We start from the raw sequence: 16640 nt of genomic DNA, 5'->3' as shown, positions 1-16640 counted from the left end.
GGGGGTGTCGCGAAGGTAATGCGTAGCGACAGCATTCCTCCTCCTGGAACACGAAATTAGCTCAGTTGCTTGGCAAGTGGCGGGCCTCTTCGTTTCACAGGTGCATGCCAGCCCAGGTAGTGCGCTCTAGCCTTTATGTAAACACAGTTGTCGCCTAAAAGCGGGGCATCGAACTTGCCTGTTAAGCTTTGTTTTGGCGCCCTTTGCGCTTAAGGCGGTCTTTCCTCTCAAAATCGATCATCCGTCGTCGGCAATGCGGCCGAGCGACTAGTCCTGTGCGATGAAAGGAAATCGTCATGAACAGCGGAACTGTTAAATTTTTCAATTCGGCCAAAGGCTTCGGCTTCATTCAGCCAAGCGATGGATCAACGGACGTTTTCGTTCACATCTCTGCTGTAGAGCGCTCCGGCATGTCTGATCTAAGGGAAGGCCAGAAGGTCACCTTTGACATCGTGCGCGACAACAAAAGCGGAAAGAATGCCGCCGAGAACCTTCTCGCAGCGTGAGCCGTCCAACCAGATCGGCCATTGACCACGAATATACTGGCACTGTCCGTTACGACGAAATTGAGGTCGGGATTTGCCCGGCCTTTTTTAATTTCCAATTTTTGGAGCTACGAGATGAAGAAAACCAATGCAGATCAACTTCTTCAGCGGGCCAAGCGCCAGGTCGCCAACACGAGCGCCGGCGGGCATCTGGGTGGGACCAATTTCGGACAGGCCTATGACGCTAAGACGTCATCAGTGAAGGCAAAAAGCGACAAGGTGCGCAGGAATGCCAACGGACGATAAGCCGGCGTCGACCGGATCAAGAGTGCCCGGTGCTCTAAAGCACCGGGCATTGTCTTCGCTACAAAGGGTCGACGGCTCATGTTGTCGGCCAGTCGCAGTCCGCCTGTTATTACCAAACGGCCAGATACTTCAGGAGCGATACAATGCCGATGATTATCACGATAATCTGCACGATCTGGCGCATGCGGGCATCGATCGGCAGCCGCTGAACCAAGTATAAGACGAGAATGATTACGAGAAATGTGATCAAGATTCCGATTATCACTGACGCACCCATTTATCCTCACTCCTGTGGACGAAAGCCTTTGGACAACAGGCGTTTAACTAACGGATGGCAGGGCAAAGGAAAGAGCGGGAAATGTCGTTTCCAAATGCTCTTTAATTCGGTCGGGGCGGCGTGAGGCCCCGGGATCCGTCTTTCCCCTCTCTATGCCGCATCTGTGCAGCTTCGCCGCCTATATGGCGTTATCGACGATGACCAGGGCGCGTCCCTGCGAGCAGGTCTCGATGCGGGCTGCGACTTTATAGATGTCGCGGAGCATTTCGGGGGTGATGACAGCCGATGTATCGCCGCTGATCGCCATGGAACCGTCGGCAATGACGATCGTATTCTGACAGTAGCGAAGAGCGTGGTTGAGATCGTGGAGCGCGACCAGAACGATCATGCCCTTGCGCGCTGCCAGGTCGGAAATGAAGGTAAGGACATCCACCTGGCGATGCAGGTCGAGCGCGGAAGTCGGCTCGTCCATGAGGAGGACCTCGGGTCGGCGTACGAGCGCCTGTGCCAGCGATACAAGCTGGCGTTGCCCGCCGGAAAGCTCCCCGAGCTCTCGAAATGCGAGATCCTCAATCCGCAGCACCTTCAAAATGGCGTCGATTTCGGCGAGCTCATCGTCGTGAACGCGCCAGCCGCTGCCCTGTTTCGCAGACAGCAGGATCGATTCGTAGACCGTCAGGACGGCGTTGGCGCCGGTATCCTGCGGCATATAGCAGATCGTTCTCGGCCCGCGCTCCGTGCCGGAGAGTTCAACAAGCCCCGGCCCGGAGATCAGTGAGGCGATACGTTTGAACAATGTTGACTTGCCTGCCGCGTTGGGTCCGATCACCGCCGTTACACTGCCGCTCTGGAGCATGTCGGTGCTGACGCTGGAAAGCACCGTCCTGCGGCCGTAAGCGGCTCCAACGTCCTGAAGCGCAAGAGCTACCATGCACGCCTCCGGTTACTGAATATGAGAACGAAGAAGAAGGGAACGCCGACGAGCGCGGTGATCACGCCGATCGGAAGGATGGCGCCAGGAATGAGCATCTTGCTGACGACCGATGTCGTCGACAACAGAAGCGCGCCGCAGATGACGGCTCCTGGCAGGAAGAAGCGCTGGTCCTCGCCGACCAGCATGCGGGCAATATGCGGTCCAACAAGCCCGACGAAGCCGATGGTGCCGACGAAGGAGACGGGGATTGCCGCAAGCAGGCTGACGATCATCATTGTCTGCAGCCGCAAGCGGCGGACATTGACACCCATGCTGGCAGCCTTGTCGTCACCGAGGCGAAGAGCGGTCAGCGCCCAGGCGTCCTTCATGAAAAGCGGCACGGTGACGAGAAGCACAGCCCCGGTGAAATAGACCTTCGCCCAGGTGGCCTTCGTCAGGCTGCCCATGGTCCAAAAGACGACCGCCGCGAGCGCCTGTTCGGAAGCCAGGTATTCGAGGAGGGAGAGGGCTGCGTTGAACGTGAAGACCAGGGCAATTCCGAGCAGCACGATGGTTTCGACGCTGACACCGCGCATCGTGGAGGCGAAGTGGATGAAGAGCGCCGCGACCATTGCCATGATAAAGGCGTTCAGCGGCACCACGTATTCGATGGCTCCGGGAAACAGCGAGACGCCGCCAACCAACGCGAGTGCTGCGCCAAAGCTGGCGGCCGCCGAAATGCCAAGCGTAAAAGGGCTCGCCAATGGATTGGAGAGGATCGTCTGCATCTGGGCACCGGCAACCGAAAGCGATGCGCCGACCGTGATCGCCATCAGCGCGATCGGCATGCGGATATCCCAGATAACGACCCTCAGCTGGTTTGCAACTTCATCGGGGCCGAAAATCGCCGAGATAACCTGCGTCAGGCTGTAGCGCGCCGGGCCAAGCGCCATATCGGCCGCGACACTGAGGCACAGCGCGCCAACCAACCCGGTCAGGATCAGGATCTTGCGTGTTGCTAGAGCGCGATATCGTACGCGTCCCGCCGGCGCAGCGAGTGTCTGGGTTGCCTCAGCCATCAGTTTGATCCCCGTTCCAGCGATACGAAATAGCCAGGCTTGAAGGTCACGGGAAGAAACCTCTCATGGAATTCCTTGAATGTTTGATCGGGATCGACATCGGCAAACAGCTCGGGGTGAAGCCATTTGGCAAATTGCTGGATCGGATAGAACTCGTATGGCGCGCCATAAAACTGATGCCACACGGCGTGAACTTGTCCGCTCCTAACAGCCTTTAGCGCCGGAAAGGGGGCGCGCGTCATCAGTTTTGCGAGCCTGTCGCGGGCAAGCGACATGTCCACGTCGCGGCCCACGGGCACAAACTGGTTGATGTCGGATTCGGCTGCCCAGTTCGAGCCAGTGACGATCACATGTTCGGGATCGGACACGACAAGCTGTTCGGGGTTGAGATCGCCGAAGGTCGTGGCAATAACATCTGATGCGACATTATGGCCACCGGCTTCTTCCACCATGGCGCCGAAATTGACCGGTCCGAAGGTGCGGCAGCAGTTGTTTTCCCCGGAAATACCCGGCGCCCGTTCGACAAAGACCTTCGGGCGTTTCAGGTCCTTGATCGTTGCGAGCCTGTCGGTCACGCGGGCGATTTGCGCGCGCCGATAGGCAATAAATTCCTTGGCTCGGTCTTCGGCGCCGAAAAGGCGACCGAGCAGTTCGATCGACGCCTCGGTGTTGCGAACCGGATCGAGGCGAAAATCGAGATAGACGATCTTTATGCCGGCGGCGGCCGCCTTTTCCTCAAAGCCGCTATCCGTGGCTGACTTTTGCGCTTCAAGATTGAGGGTGATGACGTCGGGCGAGAGCGCAATTGCCGCTTCGAGGCTGAACGCACCCTGGGGCAGGTAACCGAAACGTGGCAGGTCGGCAATCTGCGGAAATGCCTCGACATAGGCTGTGTAACTGTCTGGATCCTTTTTGATCAGATCATCGCGCCAGCCGACAATCTGATCGAAAGTCTTGTCACCCTTAAGGGCGGCGATGACGTGGATCTGCCGTGCCTCGCCAACGATGATGCGTTTTGCCGGCAGGTCGATCTTTAGCGTGCGGCCCGCGACATCGGTGATCTCGGCTGCTGTCGCGGGCGCCGCAACCAGGCCAAGCAGGATGGCTGCGATGTGTCGGATGGCAGAAAACCGCATGGGAGGCTCCTTATCGACGCGAAATTCGCGCGCCGGTGAGAAAATGTCGGGCCGACGGTGCGCTTGTGCGCCGTCGGCCCGGTTAGTCATGCTCATTCGTCCTTCAGGGAAACGAAATATCCCGGCTTGTAGTCGAGCGGCAGGAAGCGGGCATGCAATTCCTTGAAGGTCGCCTCAGGATCGAGATCGGCAAACAATTCCGGATGGAGCCACTTCGCGATCTCCTGGATGGCGACGAACTGGTAAGGGTTGTTGTAGAACTGGTGCCAGATGGCATGAACGTTATGATCGGCCACCGCCGTGACGCCAGTAAAGGCAGGACGCTTGGTCAGGGCTTCGAGTTTGCGACGGGCTTCCTTCAGATCAGCGCCATAGCCAACGCCAACCCAGGCACCGCCGGGCACATATTTGTCCCAGTTGCCGCCGGTAACGATGATCTGGTCCGGATTGGAAGCAATGATCTGCTCGGGATTGACCGTTCCGAACGTGCCGGGGATGATATCCTTGGCCATGTTGGTACCGCCGGCAATTTCGACCATCTTGCCGAAATTTTCGTTGCCGAAGGACATGCAGCAATCCTCGGAGTAGCCTCCCGCGCGTTCGACAAAGACGACGGGCTTCGGTGGATTGGCCTTGTGAAGCGCGTCAGTCACGCGCTTGATACTGTCGGCGCGGAACTTGATGAAATCTTCCGCGAGCGCTTCCTTGGCCATCAGCTTGCCCATGATGCGCATGCTGGGCTCGGTGTTTTCCATCGGCTTTTCGCGAAAGTCGACATAGACGAGCGGAATTCCGACTTTACCGAGCTTTTCTATGTATCCGGCTTCTTCGGTGGCGGTTTTCGCGTCGACGTTCATCAAGATCACGTCGGGCTTCAGCGCGACGGCCTGTTCGATATCGAAGGTGCCGTCCTTCATGCCACCAAAGGTCGGGAGCTTGGCAATCTCGGGATACTTCGCAAGATAGGCATCGTAGGATTCAGGGTCTGCCTTCGGCAGGTCGTCGCGCCACCCGACGACGTGCTCGAAGGGGGCTTCCTTATCCAGTGCTGCGAGGAAATAGATCTGTCGGCCCTCGCCGAGGATCATATGCTTGACCGGGGCGTTCACTTCGACCTCGCGCCCGGTCACGTCCTTCACGGTGATCTTGTCGGCAAGGGCCGGCCAGACGGCGGTGACGACAAGGCCCATTGCAAGAACGGCCGCTTTGCCTGTAATGCGCATTAAAATTCACTCCGTGGAAAACTTGAAGTGCCGTCTATTATTTTATGATTATGATCGTCAAGTTATATCTATTAGAACAATTTCAAACTGGGACTGGCTGGCATGACGGTAATGGACGGGCAAGTGGCGGGCGGCGAGAATTACGGGCTTCGTGACGAGATCAAGGCCTATTGGTCGGCCAGGGCCGAATCCTTCGACCAGTCGCCGGGCCACGAGATTTTCACCGAAACGGAGCGCAGCGCCTGGCATCGGTTGATCGTCAAGCATCTTGGGGCGGGAGAGGGCAGGCGTGCGCTCGACCTGGCGAGCGGCACGGGCGTCGTTTCCCATCTCATGGACGATCTCGGTTTCGAGGTGACCGGCCTCGACTGGGCCGAGCCGATGCTGGAACGCGCCCGTGCCAAAGCAAAGAGCCGTGGCCGCATGATCAGTTTCCGCATGGCTGATGTCGAAAACACCATGGAATTGGATGACACTTACGACGTCATCGTGACCCGCCATCTGGTGTGGACGCTGGTCGATCCCGAAAAAGCCTTTGCGGAATGGATGCGTGTGCTGAAGCCTGGCGGAACGCTGCTGATCGTCGATGGCGATTTCGTCAGTGCCAATTTTGCCGAGCGGCTGGTGAAGCGTTTGACGAAGTTGCTCGAAGGCGGCGGACTTTTGAAAGCGGATCCGGCGCATGCGCCGGGTATGGCAGAGATCCATAGCAGTATCCTGTCGCGGGTCTATTTCTCAAAGGGGGCGCGGGCGGACAAGATCGCCGCACTTTTGAAGAATGCCGGTTTCGAACACGTCGAGATCGATGAAAACCTGCGGGACGTGCACAAAGCGCAGGCCCACCACTGGAACTTTTTCAAGGCGCTTTCCAGGGGCCTCCAGCATCGCTACGCGATCAGTGCGTCCAAACCTCGCTAAGGCTTTGATGGATGTCGGCGCTGCCTCACTGCAGTTGGTTTGCAATCCATTGACGGCATGCACGCGACATGACAGCGTCGGCGCTCATCGCGCTATCAACGAATTCCTTGCGGTTGTCCGGCACTGAAGTTTCAGGCGGCAAGCGGCAGAAATCCTCCTCGCACGATCGCGTCAGCGACCAGCTCGGCGGCGAGCGAGCGTCTCGTCAGCAACCAAGCCGGCAACGAGAATCCTTGAATTAGCCATGTCTTCGATCCTCCCGCAGGTGATTGCTGCAGCCGAGAAATTGGCGAGGAAGGCCAGACACAGAAAATGGAGAGAAACGATGTCACCATCGAAAGCTCCGACGGTGCGCCGGGCTGCTGCGGGAGTGTCTAGGTTCCAAAGCAAAACTTGTCGTTGTATTTTGTGACAATCTGATCGCCATATGCTATACTATGACTGGTCATTTGAAGGATAGAATTCCGTTTTCCTCGATACTTCAATGTTATTTAAGACTTGTAGTGAATTACTTATATATCAAATGCCATGCACCTGGCCAAATCTGACTGGAAGTACTGATGAGGAAAATGACCCGCTTTCGAATTGGAACACGCTTGGGTATCGGCTTCGGTTTCCTCCTTCTCCTGATGCTGGCGCTGACCCAGTATTCGGTGACCGAGGTCAACATCATCAATAACGATCTAGGCCAGATCAACGACGTCAACAGCGTCAAGCAGCGCTTTGCCATCAATTACCGCGGCAGCGTCCACGACCGGGCTATTGCAATCCGGGATGTTACGCTGGTCGACGCAACTGCAGACCGGCAGGCAGCGATAGAACTGATTGCGAAACTGGCCGAGGCCTATGCCGTCAACGAGAAAAAAATGGCGGCGATGGTGTCTTCCCCGGTGGGCGCCTCGGCCGAGGAAAGGACAATCCTTGATGAGATTGCCGACATCCAATCGAAAACCAATCCGCTCGTTGCCCAGATCATCGATCTGCAGGTAAAAGGCGATGGAGCGCAAGCAAAGAAAATCCTGCTTGAACAGGCCCGTCCGCTGTTCGTCGCGTGGCTCGGCGCCATCAACAAATTCATCGATTACCAGGAGAACCTGAACCAGAAGGTCGGCGGCGACGTTCGTCAGTCCGCCAGCGGTTTCCAGACTTTGGCGTTCGGCTCACTGGCCGGCGCCATCATATTGGCGATCGTGGCGGCCTTTTTCGCAAGCCACTCGATTACGAGGCCGATCGCAAAGTTGCAATCGGCACTGCAGCACATGGCTGGCGGAGAAGGGGTCGCAGCCGATTCCACGCTCGATATACGCCGCGACGAGATCGGTGATCTTGCGCGCGTCGTCGGCGCCGTGCGCGACGCGCTCAGTGCACAGGCGACGCGCCGGGCCGAGAATGACGCGAGACGCGCCGCTGCAGAACGCGAGCAGCTCGAAGGCGCCGCGAGGGAGCGTGAGGCTGCAGCAACAGAAACCAACGATGCTGTTGCGCAATTGGGTCAGGCACTTGAGGCAATGGCCGACGGCGATCTCGCCTTCCGCATTGTCCGGCCATTCGGTCCGGCGCTCGACACGCTGCGCATAAACTTCAACAATTCCGCCGACAAGCTGCAGTCATCCCTGAAGGCAATCGGCGGCAACGCGTTCTCGATCGACGCTGGTGCAGCCGAAATCAGCACGGCCTCCAACGACCTTGCTCGCCGCACGGAACAGCAGGCGGCGTCCCTCGAAGAAACTGCAGCCGCGCTCGACGAGATTACAGCAACCGTTAATGGCTCGACTGCACGCGCTGAGGAGGCGCGCACTGTGGTTGCCAAGACCCGGCAGAATGCCGAGCGATCGGGCGGCGTCGTCAAGCGCGCCGTCCTTGCGATGGGACAAATCGAAAGTTCGTCCAGCGAGATCAACAACATCATCAGCGTCATCGACGAAATCGCCTTCCAGACGAATCTCCTGGCGCTCAATGCCGGCGTTGAAGCGGCCCGTGCGGGCGAGGCCGGCAAGGGTTTTGCCGTGGTGGCGCAGGAAGTGCGGGAATTGGCGCAGCGCTCCGCCAGGGCCGCCAAGGAAATCAAGCAATTGATCCACACATCTGCCGAACAAGTGCGCTCCGGTGTGGCGCTCGTTGACGAAACAGGCAAGGCTCTGACGGAAATCGTCCTGGAAGTGCAGGAGATCAACCGGCATGTCGATTCGATCGTTGAATCGGCAAAGGAGCAGTCGACGGCTCTGAGGGAAATCAACAATGCCGTCAATGCGATGGATCAATCGACCCAGCAGAACGCCGCCATGGTCGAGCAGACGTCGGCCGCCGGACAAAAACTGGCAGCTGAAGCAGCAGCGCTTTCAGCACAGCTGGCAAAGTTCCGCTTCGATGGTGCAAAGTCGGTGACCGCCCGTCAAGCGGGCCCCACCCCCCTGCCGAGACCCTCTGCGCCTGCTGCCATGATCCGTAAAATTTCATCCGCGTTCACTGGTGGGAAGCCCCGAGCCGCGGCTGCGGTGTCGGCGGATTGGGAGGAATTTTGACAATCCCTCGCCGCGTGCCGGAGATGACATTCAAGGCCCGCGCTTTTGCGGGCCTTGAATGTGTGCGCCAGGCATTACGCGTGGTGGCCGCGTCTGCGGATTTGCGGCGTCCAGCGTGACGCAGGTCAAGGGAAGTGCATGTGAATCGGCCGGCAACGGCCGCGGTCCTGGTGGAATGCCGGGGCCAGGCGCATGAAAGATGCCTTCCGAAAGGCCTTTTTCAAGCAACGCGGGCTAGTCTCACTCCAACAGGGAGCTCCAATGCAAAAGGCGCTCGATGAACCGCTGTGTACGGTGCCGTACGCACGGTGGTGCGGGAGGAGGGTGCCGTAGGGCTCACTCCTGCCCAATTCAAATCATGTCTGCAAAATGGGTCTCACCCTTTCGACCCATCCTTCAACCCAGACTGAAACGACAATCCCACGCACAGCGGATATTCTATTCGTTCTCTGGATATGCGTTGATCTCGGCAGACATTTACGAAGACACTAATGTGTGCAAAAGTAATACTAATGCATGCGAAGCCGCACAGGTCGGAGGAGGACTTGTCAACCGGGGAGAGTGGCGCATTCTTCATGAATCTCTGCACGGCGGGGCCGTCCTGCTGCCTCGATCAAAACGTCGCCTCATCTTATGCAGTGGCGTGAGGGCTTGCGTTGTTCCGGAGCAGTTTAGGCCATGACGGGCAACCTGCACGCTTCCCGTTCTTGCATCTTCGACGCCGATGTTGACGAATTGCGCGAACACTATGCCAATACGTTGAAGCCGGTTCGGGTTAGCCCGATCGACCGAAGTAGTACGATATCGGTGGAAGATACCCACTTCTCCGTTGGAGAATTCGACATCTGGTCGGGGCTTTGCCAATCCGGCATGGAGATCAATTTCTCGGAGCCGCCGGACGCCTACGCGCTTTATGTGCCGATAACGGGTGCGATGGAAATGGACGGAGGCGGGCATCAGTTGACGTCCGCGCCTGGCACGCTGCTGGCCGCCGACCTCTCAAAGGCCAATCTATTGAGGCTGCACAGCGAACGCAGCCATATCGGTATAGCTTTCAGCCGCCAGTCCGTTACCCGCCAGCTGAGCGAACTTCTCTGTTCGCCGGTCATTCATGATATCGAACTCTTTGCCGAGTACGATGCACGTTCGGGTGCGGGTGCGAAACTCGCCGCGATGGCCCAGTTGCTCTGGGATAGTCTGATCAGCGAACCGGCGGGCACCATCTCAGCGCGTTCCACGGAGTTCTTCTTCCGCACGATCATGGTCGCGCTCCTCGAAAACGTTCCGCATCGCTATTCGGCTTTGCTGGAACGCCCCGTCTCGCCTGCAATGCCGCGGCAGATGAAACGCGCGATCGACTATATGATGGCCAACATTGCGACGGCGGTAAGCGTCGATGAGATCGCGCGCGATGCGGGGGTCAGCGTCCGTGCCCTTCAGGCAGCATTCAAGCAGTTCAAGAATACGACACCCTTGAACTATCTCCGCCAACTTCGTTTGGAGGGTGCCCGAAAGAACCTCCTTCTCGGCCGTCAGGATGGGGTCTCCATCTCCGATATCGCCCGGCAGTGGGGATTTACGCATGTCGGGCGCTTCTCCATCCTTTACCGGGAAACCTTCGGCGAAATGCCGACGGAGACGCGCCGGTTTACAAGAGGCTAACGCGAACGACGGCTGAGGACACATTACCGGCCATCGAAAAAATCTGACCGGGCGTTCTGCGGGAGACCGCCCATCGAGATAGGGGTGGTCGATGGGCGGCCGATGCTCAAGCGGGCGGCCGTCATGACCGCCGCATTCACCCCCAAAACCTGCCCGGCCGAATGCTGAACATCAATGCTTTGTGCCTATGGTCGACAATTCAATGTTCACTTTCCTGCGGCTTCCGTATAGGGGATTCGCTATGCGTATATCGCCTGCGGCCCACGACGGTGAGCCCGCGGCTCAGGGACATCGCGGCTACGGTGCCAACGCAGATGCCCAGGTTTTGACGGCCGCTGCCATGCTCGCCAGATGATCTGCCAGTGAGAAGCCCGATATCTTCTTTCTCGGCCTCAGATCATGGTCGCCGTCTTCAAGCCAAACGAGTTCAATTTTGTTGGACATTTTGTAGCTTTGGACTTCCTGCCGAGTGCCGAACACGTCTCGCGTTCCCTGGACGATCAGCGCCGGCGTCTTCAGCGTTTCGAGATGCTTTGTGCGGAGCTCGTCGGGCTTGCCCGGCGGATGGAACGGATAGCCGAGGCAGATGAGGCCGGCGATCTTGCCTTTGGCGAAAAGGTCGTCGGCAATCATGCTGGCAACGCGGCCGCCCATCGATTTTCCGCCGATGATCAAAGGACTGCGCACGCCGAGCCGCTCGATTGTGGCACCATATTCGGCAATGAGCTTGTCGGCGCGCGGCGGCGGCTTGCGGCCTTCGGAGGTCCGCCTTACCGCCATATAGGCAAATTCGAACCTGGCGACGCGAAAGCCAATGGCTGCCAGAGCTTCGGCCGCAGCCGTCATCGACGGCGAATCCATCGCACCGCCGGCGCCATGAGCAAGCAGGATCGTAAACTCGGCGGCGTCGGGGCCGTTTATGAGAATGCCGTTTTGCATGCGCAATTCATAAGGGGTCGTCCAGGCTTTGTCAGCACACCGATGGCAAATTAGGCTTCCCGGTGGGTTGCCTCTTCCAATCGCCGAACCTGCTCAATGAGCCGAGATCCTGACGACGTCGCTAAGATACCCCAAGCCCTTGGCATTGTTCGCAACCGGCCCGACAGACGCGTTCTCTCAACCCGGTGAACGGACTCGCTTCGAGATTGAATAAAATCGCCAATATGATGAGTTCGCCATTTACTTCCGCGTGATTTGCGCTGCATATTAGAATATTAGCAAATAGGGAAAGAGGGCATTCGAACAACTCGATAAGTGCGCTCGAATGGCCTTCCGACCCCGGTCAGGGAGGACCAATCATGAGGCGAATTTTGTTGCTCGCGGTATCGGCCGCGGCGGTGTCTCTTGGCGTCTCGAATGCCTTCGCGCAATCGGGCAGCGTCGAGAAAGCCGTTGGCGGCTACAATTTCGATGAAGCCGCAAAGGAGGCTGCCGGCACGAAGGATTTCCATTCCGCCGATGGCCATCTGACCTTTGCAATTGTAACGCACACGGCTGGCAATGGGTTCTTCGATCCGGTCTATGTCGGCGCAACGGTTGCCGGCAATCTGATCGGCGCCAAGGTCCTGCTGCTCGGCTCTGAATCACCGACCGATGACCCCGCCCGCGAGATTGAAATCCTGAACCAGATCGTGCAGGACCCGACGATCGACGGATTGATCATGACAACGCCGCAGGCTGGCGCCTACAACGACATCGTCAAAGCCGCCGAAGCGAAGGGTATCCCGGTTGCCACCACAAATTCCTTCGACGGGACCATTCTCAACCGCAGTAAGCTCAGCCATACCGGCCAGGATGCGTCTGCTGCCGCAATTGCCGGCGAGGCACTCGTCAAGTGCTTGGCGGACAAAGGCATTGAGAAGGGGTCGATCGTGCTGCCCTCGTCGACTGCGATGGGCAACATCGAGGTGAACAATCGCGTGACGTCGGCGTTCAACGCGATCGTTAAAGGACTCAAGGATGCAGGCAAGCTGGAGAACTTCAAGGTCGATGCAGGACCGGAGAACACCGGCATCGACACCAACCCGAATGATCCGGTGAACGGTATCGTCACGCTGTTTGAATCGCGCGGCGACGTGGTTGGCGCCTTTGCCGGGAACAACGTATTCACGCCGGCCCTTGCCAAGGCGGTCGCCCAGACCGCCATGACCGGCAAGATCTGCGCATATGGATTCGACCTCGGTCCCGCGCAGCAAGATGCGTTGAACAGCGGCGACCTGACCGGCGCGCTTGGTCAGCAGCCATTCCTGCAAGGCTTCTGGCCGGTCATGCAACTCTATCTGCAGATCGATCGCGGTATCGCGGCCGCCAATCTCGACACGCGCGCCCAGCTCGTGACCAAGGAGACTGTCGGAAATGTTGGCAAGCGCTTCGAGAATTGACGTCGCAACCAACGTTCACAATCGCTGCGGGAGACGGGCGATCTGCCCGCAGCATGCGAAAGCCGGATAGAACACGCCTATGGAGCCTCACGCGACGACCCGGCACGAGCGCGCACCATCCCAACTGATTGGCGGCTGGGAGGCGGGGCTTATGGGCCTGCTCGTGCTCCTCTATCTCGGCGGCGCCATCGTCAATCCCGCCTTCTTCGGATCGGCGGAGGCGTTCCATGCCGTACTTCGCGACACCTCTCGGGTGGCCATCATTGCAGTCGGAATGACCTTCGTCATTGTCAACAAGGATCTCGATCTCTCGGTCGGCTCAACCTATGGCCTGGTCGCGGTCGTCTTTGCCCGGCTGTTTGCATCCAACGTTCTCGACCTCAACGTCCTGACAGCGATAATCCTCTGTATGACGTTAGGTATTGTGATCGGGCTCGCGAACGGCGTGCTTGTCACGGTCCTCAAAGTGCCCGCGTTCATTGCCACATTGACGGTATTGTTTATAGGCCGCGGCTTCGTCCTTGCACTCACGCACGGCCAAGCGATCTATTATCCCGGCAAGGCGAAAGACTATCCGTTGTTCTTCCACCTTGGTGAAACAAATGTCTTCGGTTTCAACAACCAGATTGCGATCTTCGCCGTCGTCGCGGTGATCGGCGCCCTTGTGTTGGGCAAGACGCGGTGGGGCTACGAGACTTTCGCCACAGGCGGGAATGAGCAGGCAGCGGTTTATGCCGGCATACCGACGAACTGGGTGCGTATCCGGGCCTACCTGATCTCCTCGCTTTGCGCGACGCTCGCCGGCTTGATGTCCGCCGCGCAGGATAAGGGCGTGACGCCGCTTTACGGTGTGAGCGGCGAACTGACGGTCATCGCCGCAGTAATCATCGGCGGCGCTTCAATCCTCGGTGGCCGTGGCCGCGTGGCCGGGTCATGCCTCGGTGCACTGCTGGTTGTCCTTCTCGACAAGGTGCTGCGCGAGGGTTGGCCGATCAAGCGCACGGTCAAGATCGGCGATGAGGAAATCACGGTCAACGCGGTATTCTCGCTACCGGTCGGTGCTGTCCCAGTCTTCCTCGGACTCCTTCTGGTCATCGCGGTGCTGATTGAACCCCATCTCATTCGGCGCCAGGTTGCAACGCGCTTCTGGGCGTGGCTCCGCGGCAGGCCGCCGCCGCCCGCCTATGAGATTGGCGGCGTCGCGCTCGAGGGCGTTCAGACCAAAGGCGCCATGGCAACCGACACGGCGATGTCGACGACCACCTTCGGCAGGCTTCTTGGCCGGCGTGATTCGCTTGCCATCATCCTGGCTGTCTTGCTGTGGTTAACGGGTGTCGCGCTCAGGCCCGACTACTGGTGGAACCTGTCGAACAGCTTCGCGATCCTGCTCAACTATACCGAGTTGGCGCTGATCGCGATCGGGCTCACTTATGTCATTGCCGCGGGCGATATCGACCTATCCGTCGGATCGGTCCTTGCCCTTTCCGGGAGTACGGCTGCCTACTTTTTGAAAGTCCTCGGCGCCGATCCATTCACGGCGATTGCGATGGGCCTTCTTGCGGGAATGGCCGCAGGCTTCGTCAACGCCGTCGTCACGGTCGGGTTCAAGTTGCCGGCGTTTATCGCCACACTCGGCATGTACTATATCGCCCGCGGTCTGGCTGCCTGGTTCGTCGCCGGACAGCAACTGGCCGGCTGGCCGGAGGGCTACAATCTGCTCGGCCGCAAGGTGAATGACATCCTCCTCCATTTCCGCATCTCGCTGCCGCCCGGCATCCTTCGCACGGTGGCCGAGGTCGTCAGCGTCCAGACGATCTGGATGTTTTTCGTCGCCCTGATGGCCGGCGTCGTACTCGCTTACATGCCGTTCGGACACAAGCTCCGTGCCACCGGCGGCAACATACGCGCCGCCGCCTATGCCGGCATCAACACCGACCAGGTGCGTTTCATCGCCCTCATGCTGGCGGCGCTTTGTGCGGCCATGGCCGGGATCATCAACGCCGCCTATTTTCGAAGCTTCAACCCGGTTGCCGGGCAGTTCCGCGAGCTTGACGCCATCGCTTCCGTCATCATAGGCGGCGGTTCGATCTTCGGTGGCTACGGCACGATGATCGGCGCCCTCGCAGGCGCGGCCGTGATTACGCTCGTGCGTGCACTCATGCAGCTCAACGTCCAGGGGTTCAGCATGCCCCAGCATTGGATCAACGTCTTCATCGGCCTCATCTTGATCGTCGCGGTGTTGATCGACATATGGGTACGCCAAGCCAATATTTTCGGACACCTGCTCGCCCGTCTCGCAAGAGTGCGCAGCGGGAAGGAAATCGCTCATGGTTGACGTAACATCGTCCGAGCCGATCGTGGAAATGCGGAGTATCGAAAAAGCCTTCGGTGCGGTGCAGGCCCTCCGCAAGGTGGATCTCGTGCTATATCCCGGCGAAATACTCGGCCTTGTCGGCGACAACTCGGCTGGCAAATCGACACTCATGAAGATCCTCACCGGTGCCTATCAGCGCGATGCTGGCGAGATCCTCGTTGCCGGACAACCGGTGCATTTCAAAAGCCCGCACGAAAGCCGGGATGTCGGCATCGAGATGATCTACCAGGACTTCGCGTTGTGCGGCAACATGGATGTCGGCCAGAACATCTTCCTTGGCCGCTGGCCGCTCAAAGGTCCTTTCGTCAATCGCCGCAAGATGTATGCGGAAGCTGACAAAGTGCTGAAACGGCTCAAGGTCGACGTGAACTCCGTCTACCAAAAGGTCGAAAGCCTGTCGGGTGGCCGCCAGCAATCGGTGGCGATTGCCCGCGCCATCTCTTTTGGCCCGCGCGTCGTGGTCCTCGACGAGCCGACAGCTAACCTTTCCGTGATGGCGACCGAGCGCCTGCTCGAAACCATGCTGGAGCTAAAGAAGCAGGGGGTTGCACAGATCATCATCTCGCATCGCCTGGTCGATATCTTCGCCGTGGGCGACCGCGTCATGGTGCTGAAGCGGGGCGAGTATGTCGGCGATCGCTTCATCAAGCACACAGACGAGCATGAGGTTCTTGAAATCATCGTGTCGGGCACGCGAGAGCACGCGCTGACAGCCGATGAAGCAAGGCGGATTTGAGAGGCGCGCTTTGAGAAAATGCGCGTGCGGTTTGAGGAGCATGCTGACGTTGGGTGACATCCAGCAAAAGATCATCCGCTCGTACATTCGCGAGCGCGGGTCGAGGGCGGACCCTTTCGAAGAGGACGCTTAAATGCGCGCGGCTTGGGGAAAGGTCGATGTCGGCTTCCGGATGATGAGCGGCGGCGATATGTCGAGCAGACGAAGAATCAATCTGAGATTGCAAATTTACGGCCATCGTGCACGGATGTCATATTTAAAACTGACGCTCTCGCCCACGTATGGAAATACTGAACGAAAGAGCTGCAGAGTCTTACGGCTGTCACATTTACCTCAACCACTAGACGCACCGGATCGCTGTTTGCGGCCCTTCGCGGAGCTTGTTATTTGGCGATAGTTATTCTACTCTTTCTTGTGGGTTTTTAGCCCTGTCTGGATTGGAGCGTTCTCAAATGCTGAAACGTGTTGCCGTCCTTTTCTCGGTCTTTCTGACGGGATGTGTGCCGTCCTGGCCGTACCTAACATCGGCGCCACCCAATCCCAGCAACTGTCAAAGCGCGCGACCGAGCGCAGCTGAATCTGCCGCTTGGCGGCGGGCACAAAGGCTGAATACACGTCAATCCTACCA

General features: G+C 58.5%; 14 protein-coding genes. 8 read left to right on the top strand and 6 right to left on the bottom strand.

Going from position 1 to position 16640, the window contains the following annotated elements; all coding sequences use genetic code 11:
• The first annotated feature begins 296 nt into the window (after positions 1 to 296).
• Both RGR602_RS30235 and RGR602_RS37790 read left to right on the top strand, forming a co-directional pair.
• Complete coding sequence (locus RGR602_RS30235; protein WP_022716241.1) at positions 297 to 506, top strand: cold-shock protein; 210 nt, start codon at positions 297 to 299, stop codon at positions 504 to 506.
• A gap of 114 nt (positions 507 to 620) precedes the next feature.
• Positions 621 to 791: a hypothetical protein gene (locus tag RGR602_RS37790; RefSeq protein WP_166677364.1), complete on the top strand. Its 171-nt coding sequence runs from the start codon at positions 621 to 623 to the stop codon at positions 789 to 791.
• A 109-nt stretch (positions 792 to 900) separates the two neighbouring features.
• Here RGR602_RS37790 and RGR602_RS37785 read toward each other — a convergent pair whose 3' ends face one another.
• The 5 genes from RGR602_RS37785 to RGR602_RS30215 all read right to left on the bottom strand — a co-directional run bounded on the left by RGR602_RS37785 (position 901) and on the right by RGR602_RS30215 (position 5419).
• Positions 901 to 1068, bottom strand: coding sequence for a Thivi_2564 family membrane protein (locus tag RGR602_RS37785; protein WP_022716243.1), 168 nt, complete (start codon positions 1066 to 1068; stop codon positions 901 to 903).
• A 178-nt stretch (positions 1069 to 1246) separates the two neighbouring features.
• Positions 1247 to 1999, bottom strand: a complete 753-nt coding sequence (locus tag RGR602_RS30230) for an ABC transporter ATP-binding protein (RefSeq protein ID WP_040115668.1) — start codon at positions 1997 to 1999, stop codon at positions 1247 to 1249.
• Positions 1993 to 3060, bottom strand: coding sequence for a FecCD family ABC transporter permease (locus tag RGR602_RS30225; protein ID WP_040115667.1), 1068 nt, complete (start codon positions 3058 to 3060; stop codon positions 1993 to 1995). Before RGR602_RS30225 ends, RGR602_RS30230 begins: the two co-directional genes overlap by 7 nt.
• The gene (locus RGR602_RS30220) at positions 3060 to 4196 is read right to left on the bottom strand and encodes an ABC transporter substrate-binding protein (protein WP_040116610.1); all 1137 of its coding nucleotides are present in this window, start codon (positions 4194 to 4196) and stop codon (positions 3060 to 3062) included. Before RGR602_RS30220 ends, RGR602_RS30225 begins: the two co-directional genes overlap by 1 nt.
• Positions 4197 to 4288: 92 nt before the next feature.
• Positions 4289 to 5419 carry an ABC transporter substrate-binding protein gene (locus tag RGR602_RS30215; protein WP_040115666.1) on the bottom strand — a complete coding sequence of 377 codons (1131 nt, stop codon included), beginning with the start codon at positions 5417 to 5419 and terminating at the stop codon, positions 4289 to 4291.
• A gap of 102 nt (positions 5420 to 5521) precedes the next feature.
• On the opposite strand from RGR602_RS30215, the gene RGR602_RS30210 reads away from it, so the two are divergent.
• The 3 genes from RGR602_RS30210 to RGR602_RS30200 all read left to right on the top strand — a co-directional run bounded on the left by RGR602_RS30210 (position 5522) and on the right by RGR602_RS30200 (position 10521).
• Positions 5522 to 6337 carry a class I SAM-dependent methyltransferase gene (locus tag RGR602_RS30210; RefSeq protein ID WP_040115665.1) on the top strand — a complete coding sequence of 272 codons (816 nt, stop codon included), beginning with the start codon at positions 5522 to 5524 and terminating at the stop codon, positions 6335 to 6337.
• 560 nt (positions 6338 to 6897) lie between these two features.
• Positions 6898 to 8859: a HAMP domain-containing methyl-accepting chemotaxis protein gene (locus tag RGR602_RS30205; RefSeq protein WP_040115664.1), complete on the top strand. Its 1962-nt coding sequence runs from the start codon at positions 6898 to 6900 to the stop codon at positions 8857 to 8859.
• Positions 8860 to 9537: 678 nt separating this feature from the next.
• On the top strand, positions 9538 to 10521 hold the full coding sequence (locus RGR602_RS30200) for an AraC family transcriptional regulator (RefSeq protein ID WP_040115663.1): 984 nt from the start codon (positions 9538 to 9540) through the stop codon (positions 10519 to 10521).
• Positions 10522 to 10818: 297 nt separating this feature from the next.
• On the opposite strand, the gene RGR602_RS30195 is transcribed toward RGR602_RS30200, so the two are convergent.
• The gene (locus tag RGR602_RS30195; protein ID WP_040115662.1) at positions 10819 to 11460 is read right to left on the bottom strand and encodes an alpha/beta hydrolase family protein; all 642 of its coding nucleotides are present in this window, start codon (positions 11458 to 11460) and stop codon (positions 10819 to 10821) included.
• A gap of 359 nt (positions 11461 to 11819) precedes the next feature.
• On the opposite strand from RGR602_RS30195, the gene RGR602_RS30190 reads away from it, so the two are divergent.
• The 3 genes from RGR602_RS30190 (at position 11820) to RGR602_RS30180 (ending at position 16012) form a co-directional block, all read left to right on the top strand.
• Entirely contained in the window at positions 11820 to 12902 is a 1083-nt protein-coding gene (locus RGR602_RS30190) for a substrate-binding domain-containing protein (protein WP_040115661.1), read from the top strand.
• Between the two features lie 79 nt (positions 12903 to 12981).
• Positions 12982 to 15237 carry an ABC transporter permease gene (locus RGR602_RS30185; protein WP_040115660.1) on the top strand — a complete coding sequence of 752 codons (2256 nt, stop codon included), beginning with the start codon at positions 12982 to 12984 and terminating at the stop codon, positions 15235 to 15237.
• Positions 15230 to 16012: an ATP-binding cassette domain-containing protein gene (locus tag RGR602_RS30180; RefSeq protein WP_040115659.1), complete on the top strand. Its 783-nt coding sequence runs from the start codon at positions 15230 to 15232 to the stop codon at positions 16010 to 16012. The genes RGR602_RS30185 and RGR602_RS30180 overlap by 8 nt, the downstream gene beginning before the upstream one ends.
• Positions 16013 to 16640: the final 628 nt, after the last annotated feature.

This window comes from Rhizobium gallicum bv. gallicum R602sp, assembly GCF_000816845.1.
GTDB lineage: Bacteria > Pseudomonadota > Alphaproteobacteria > Rhizobiales > Rhizobiaceae > Rhizobium > Rhizobium gallicum.
This window is presented reverse-complemented; position numbering and strand designations above follow the sequence as displayed.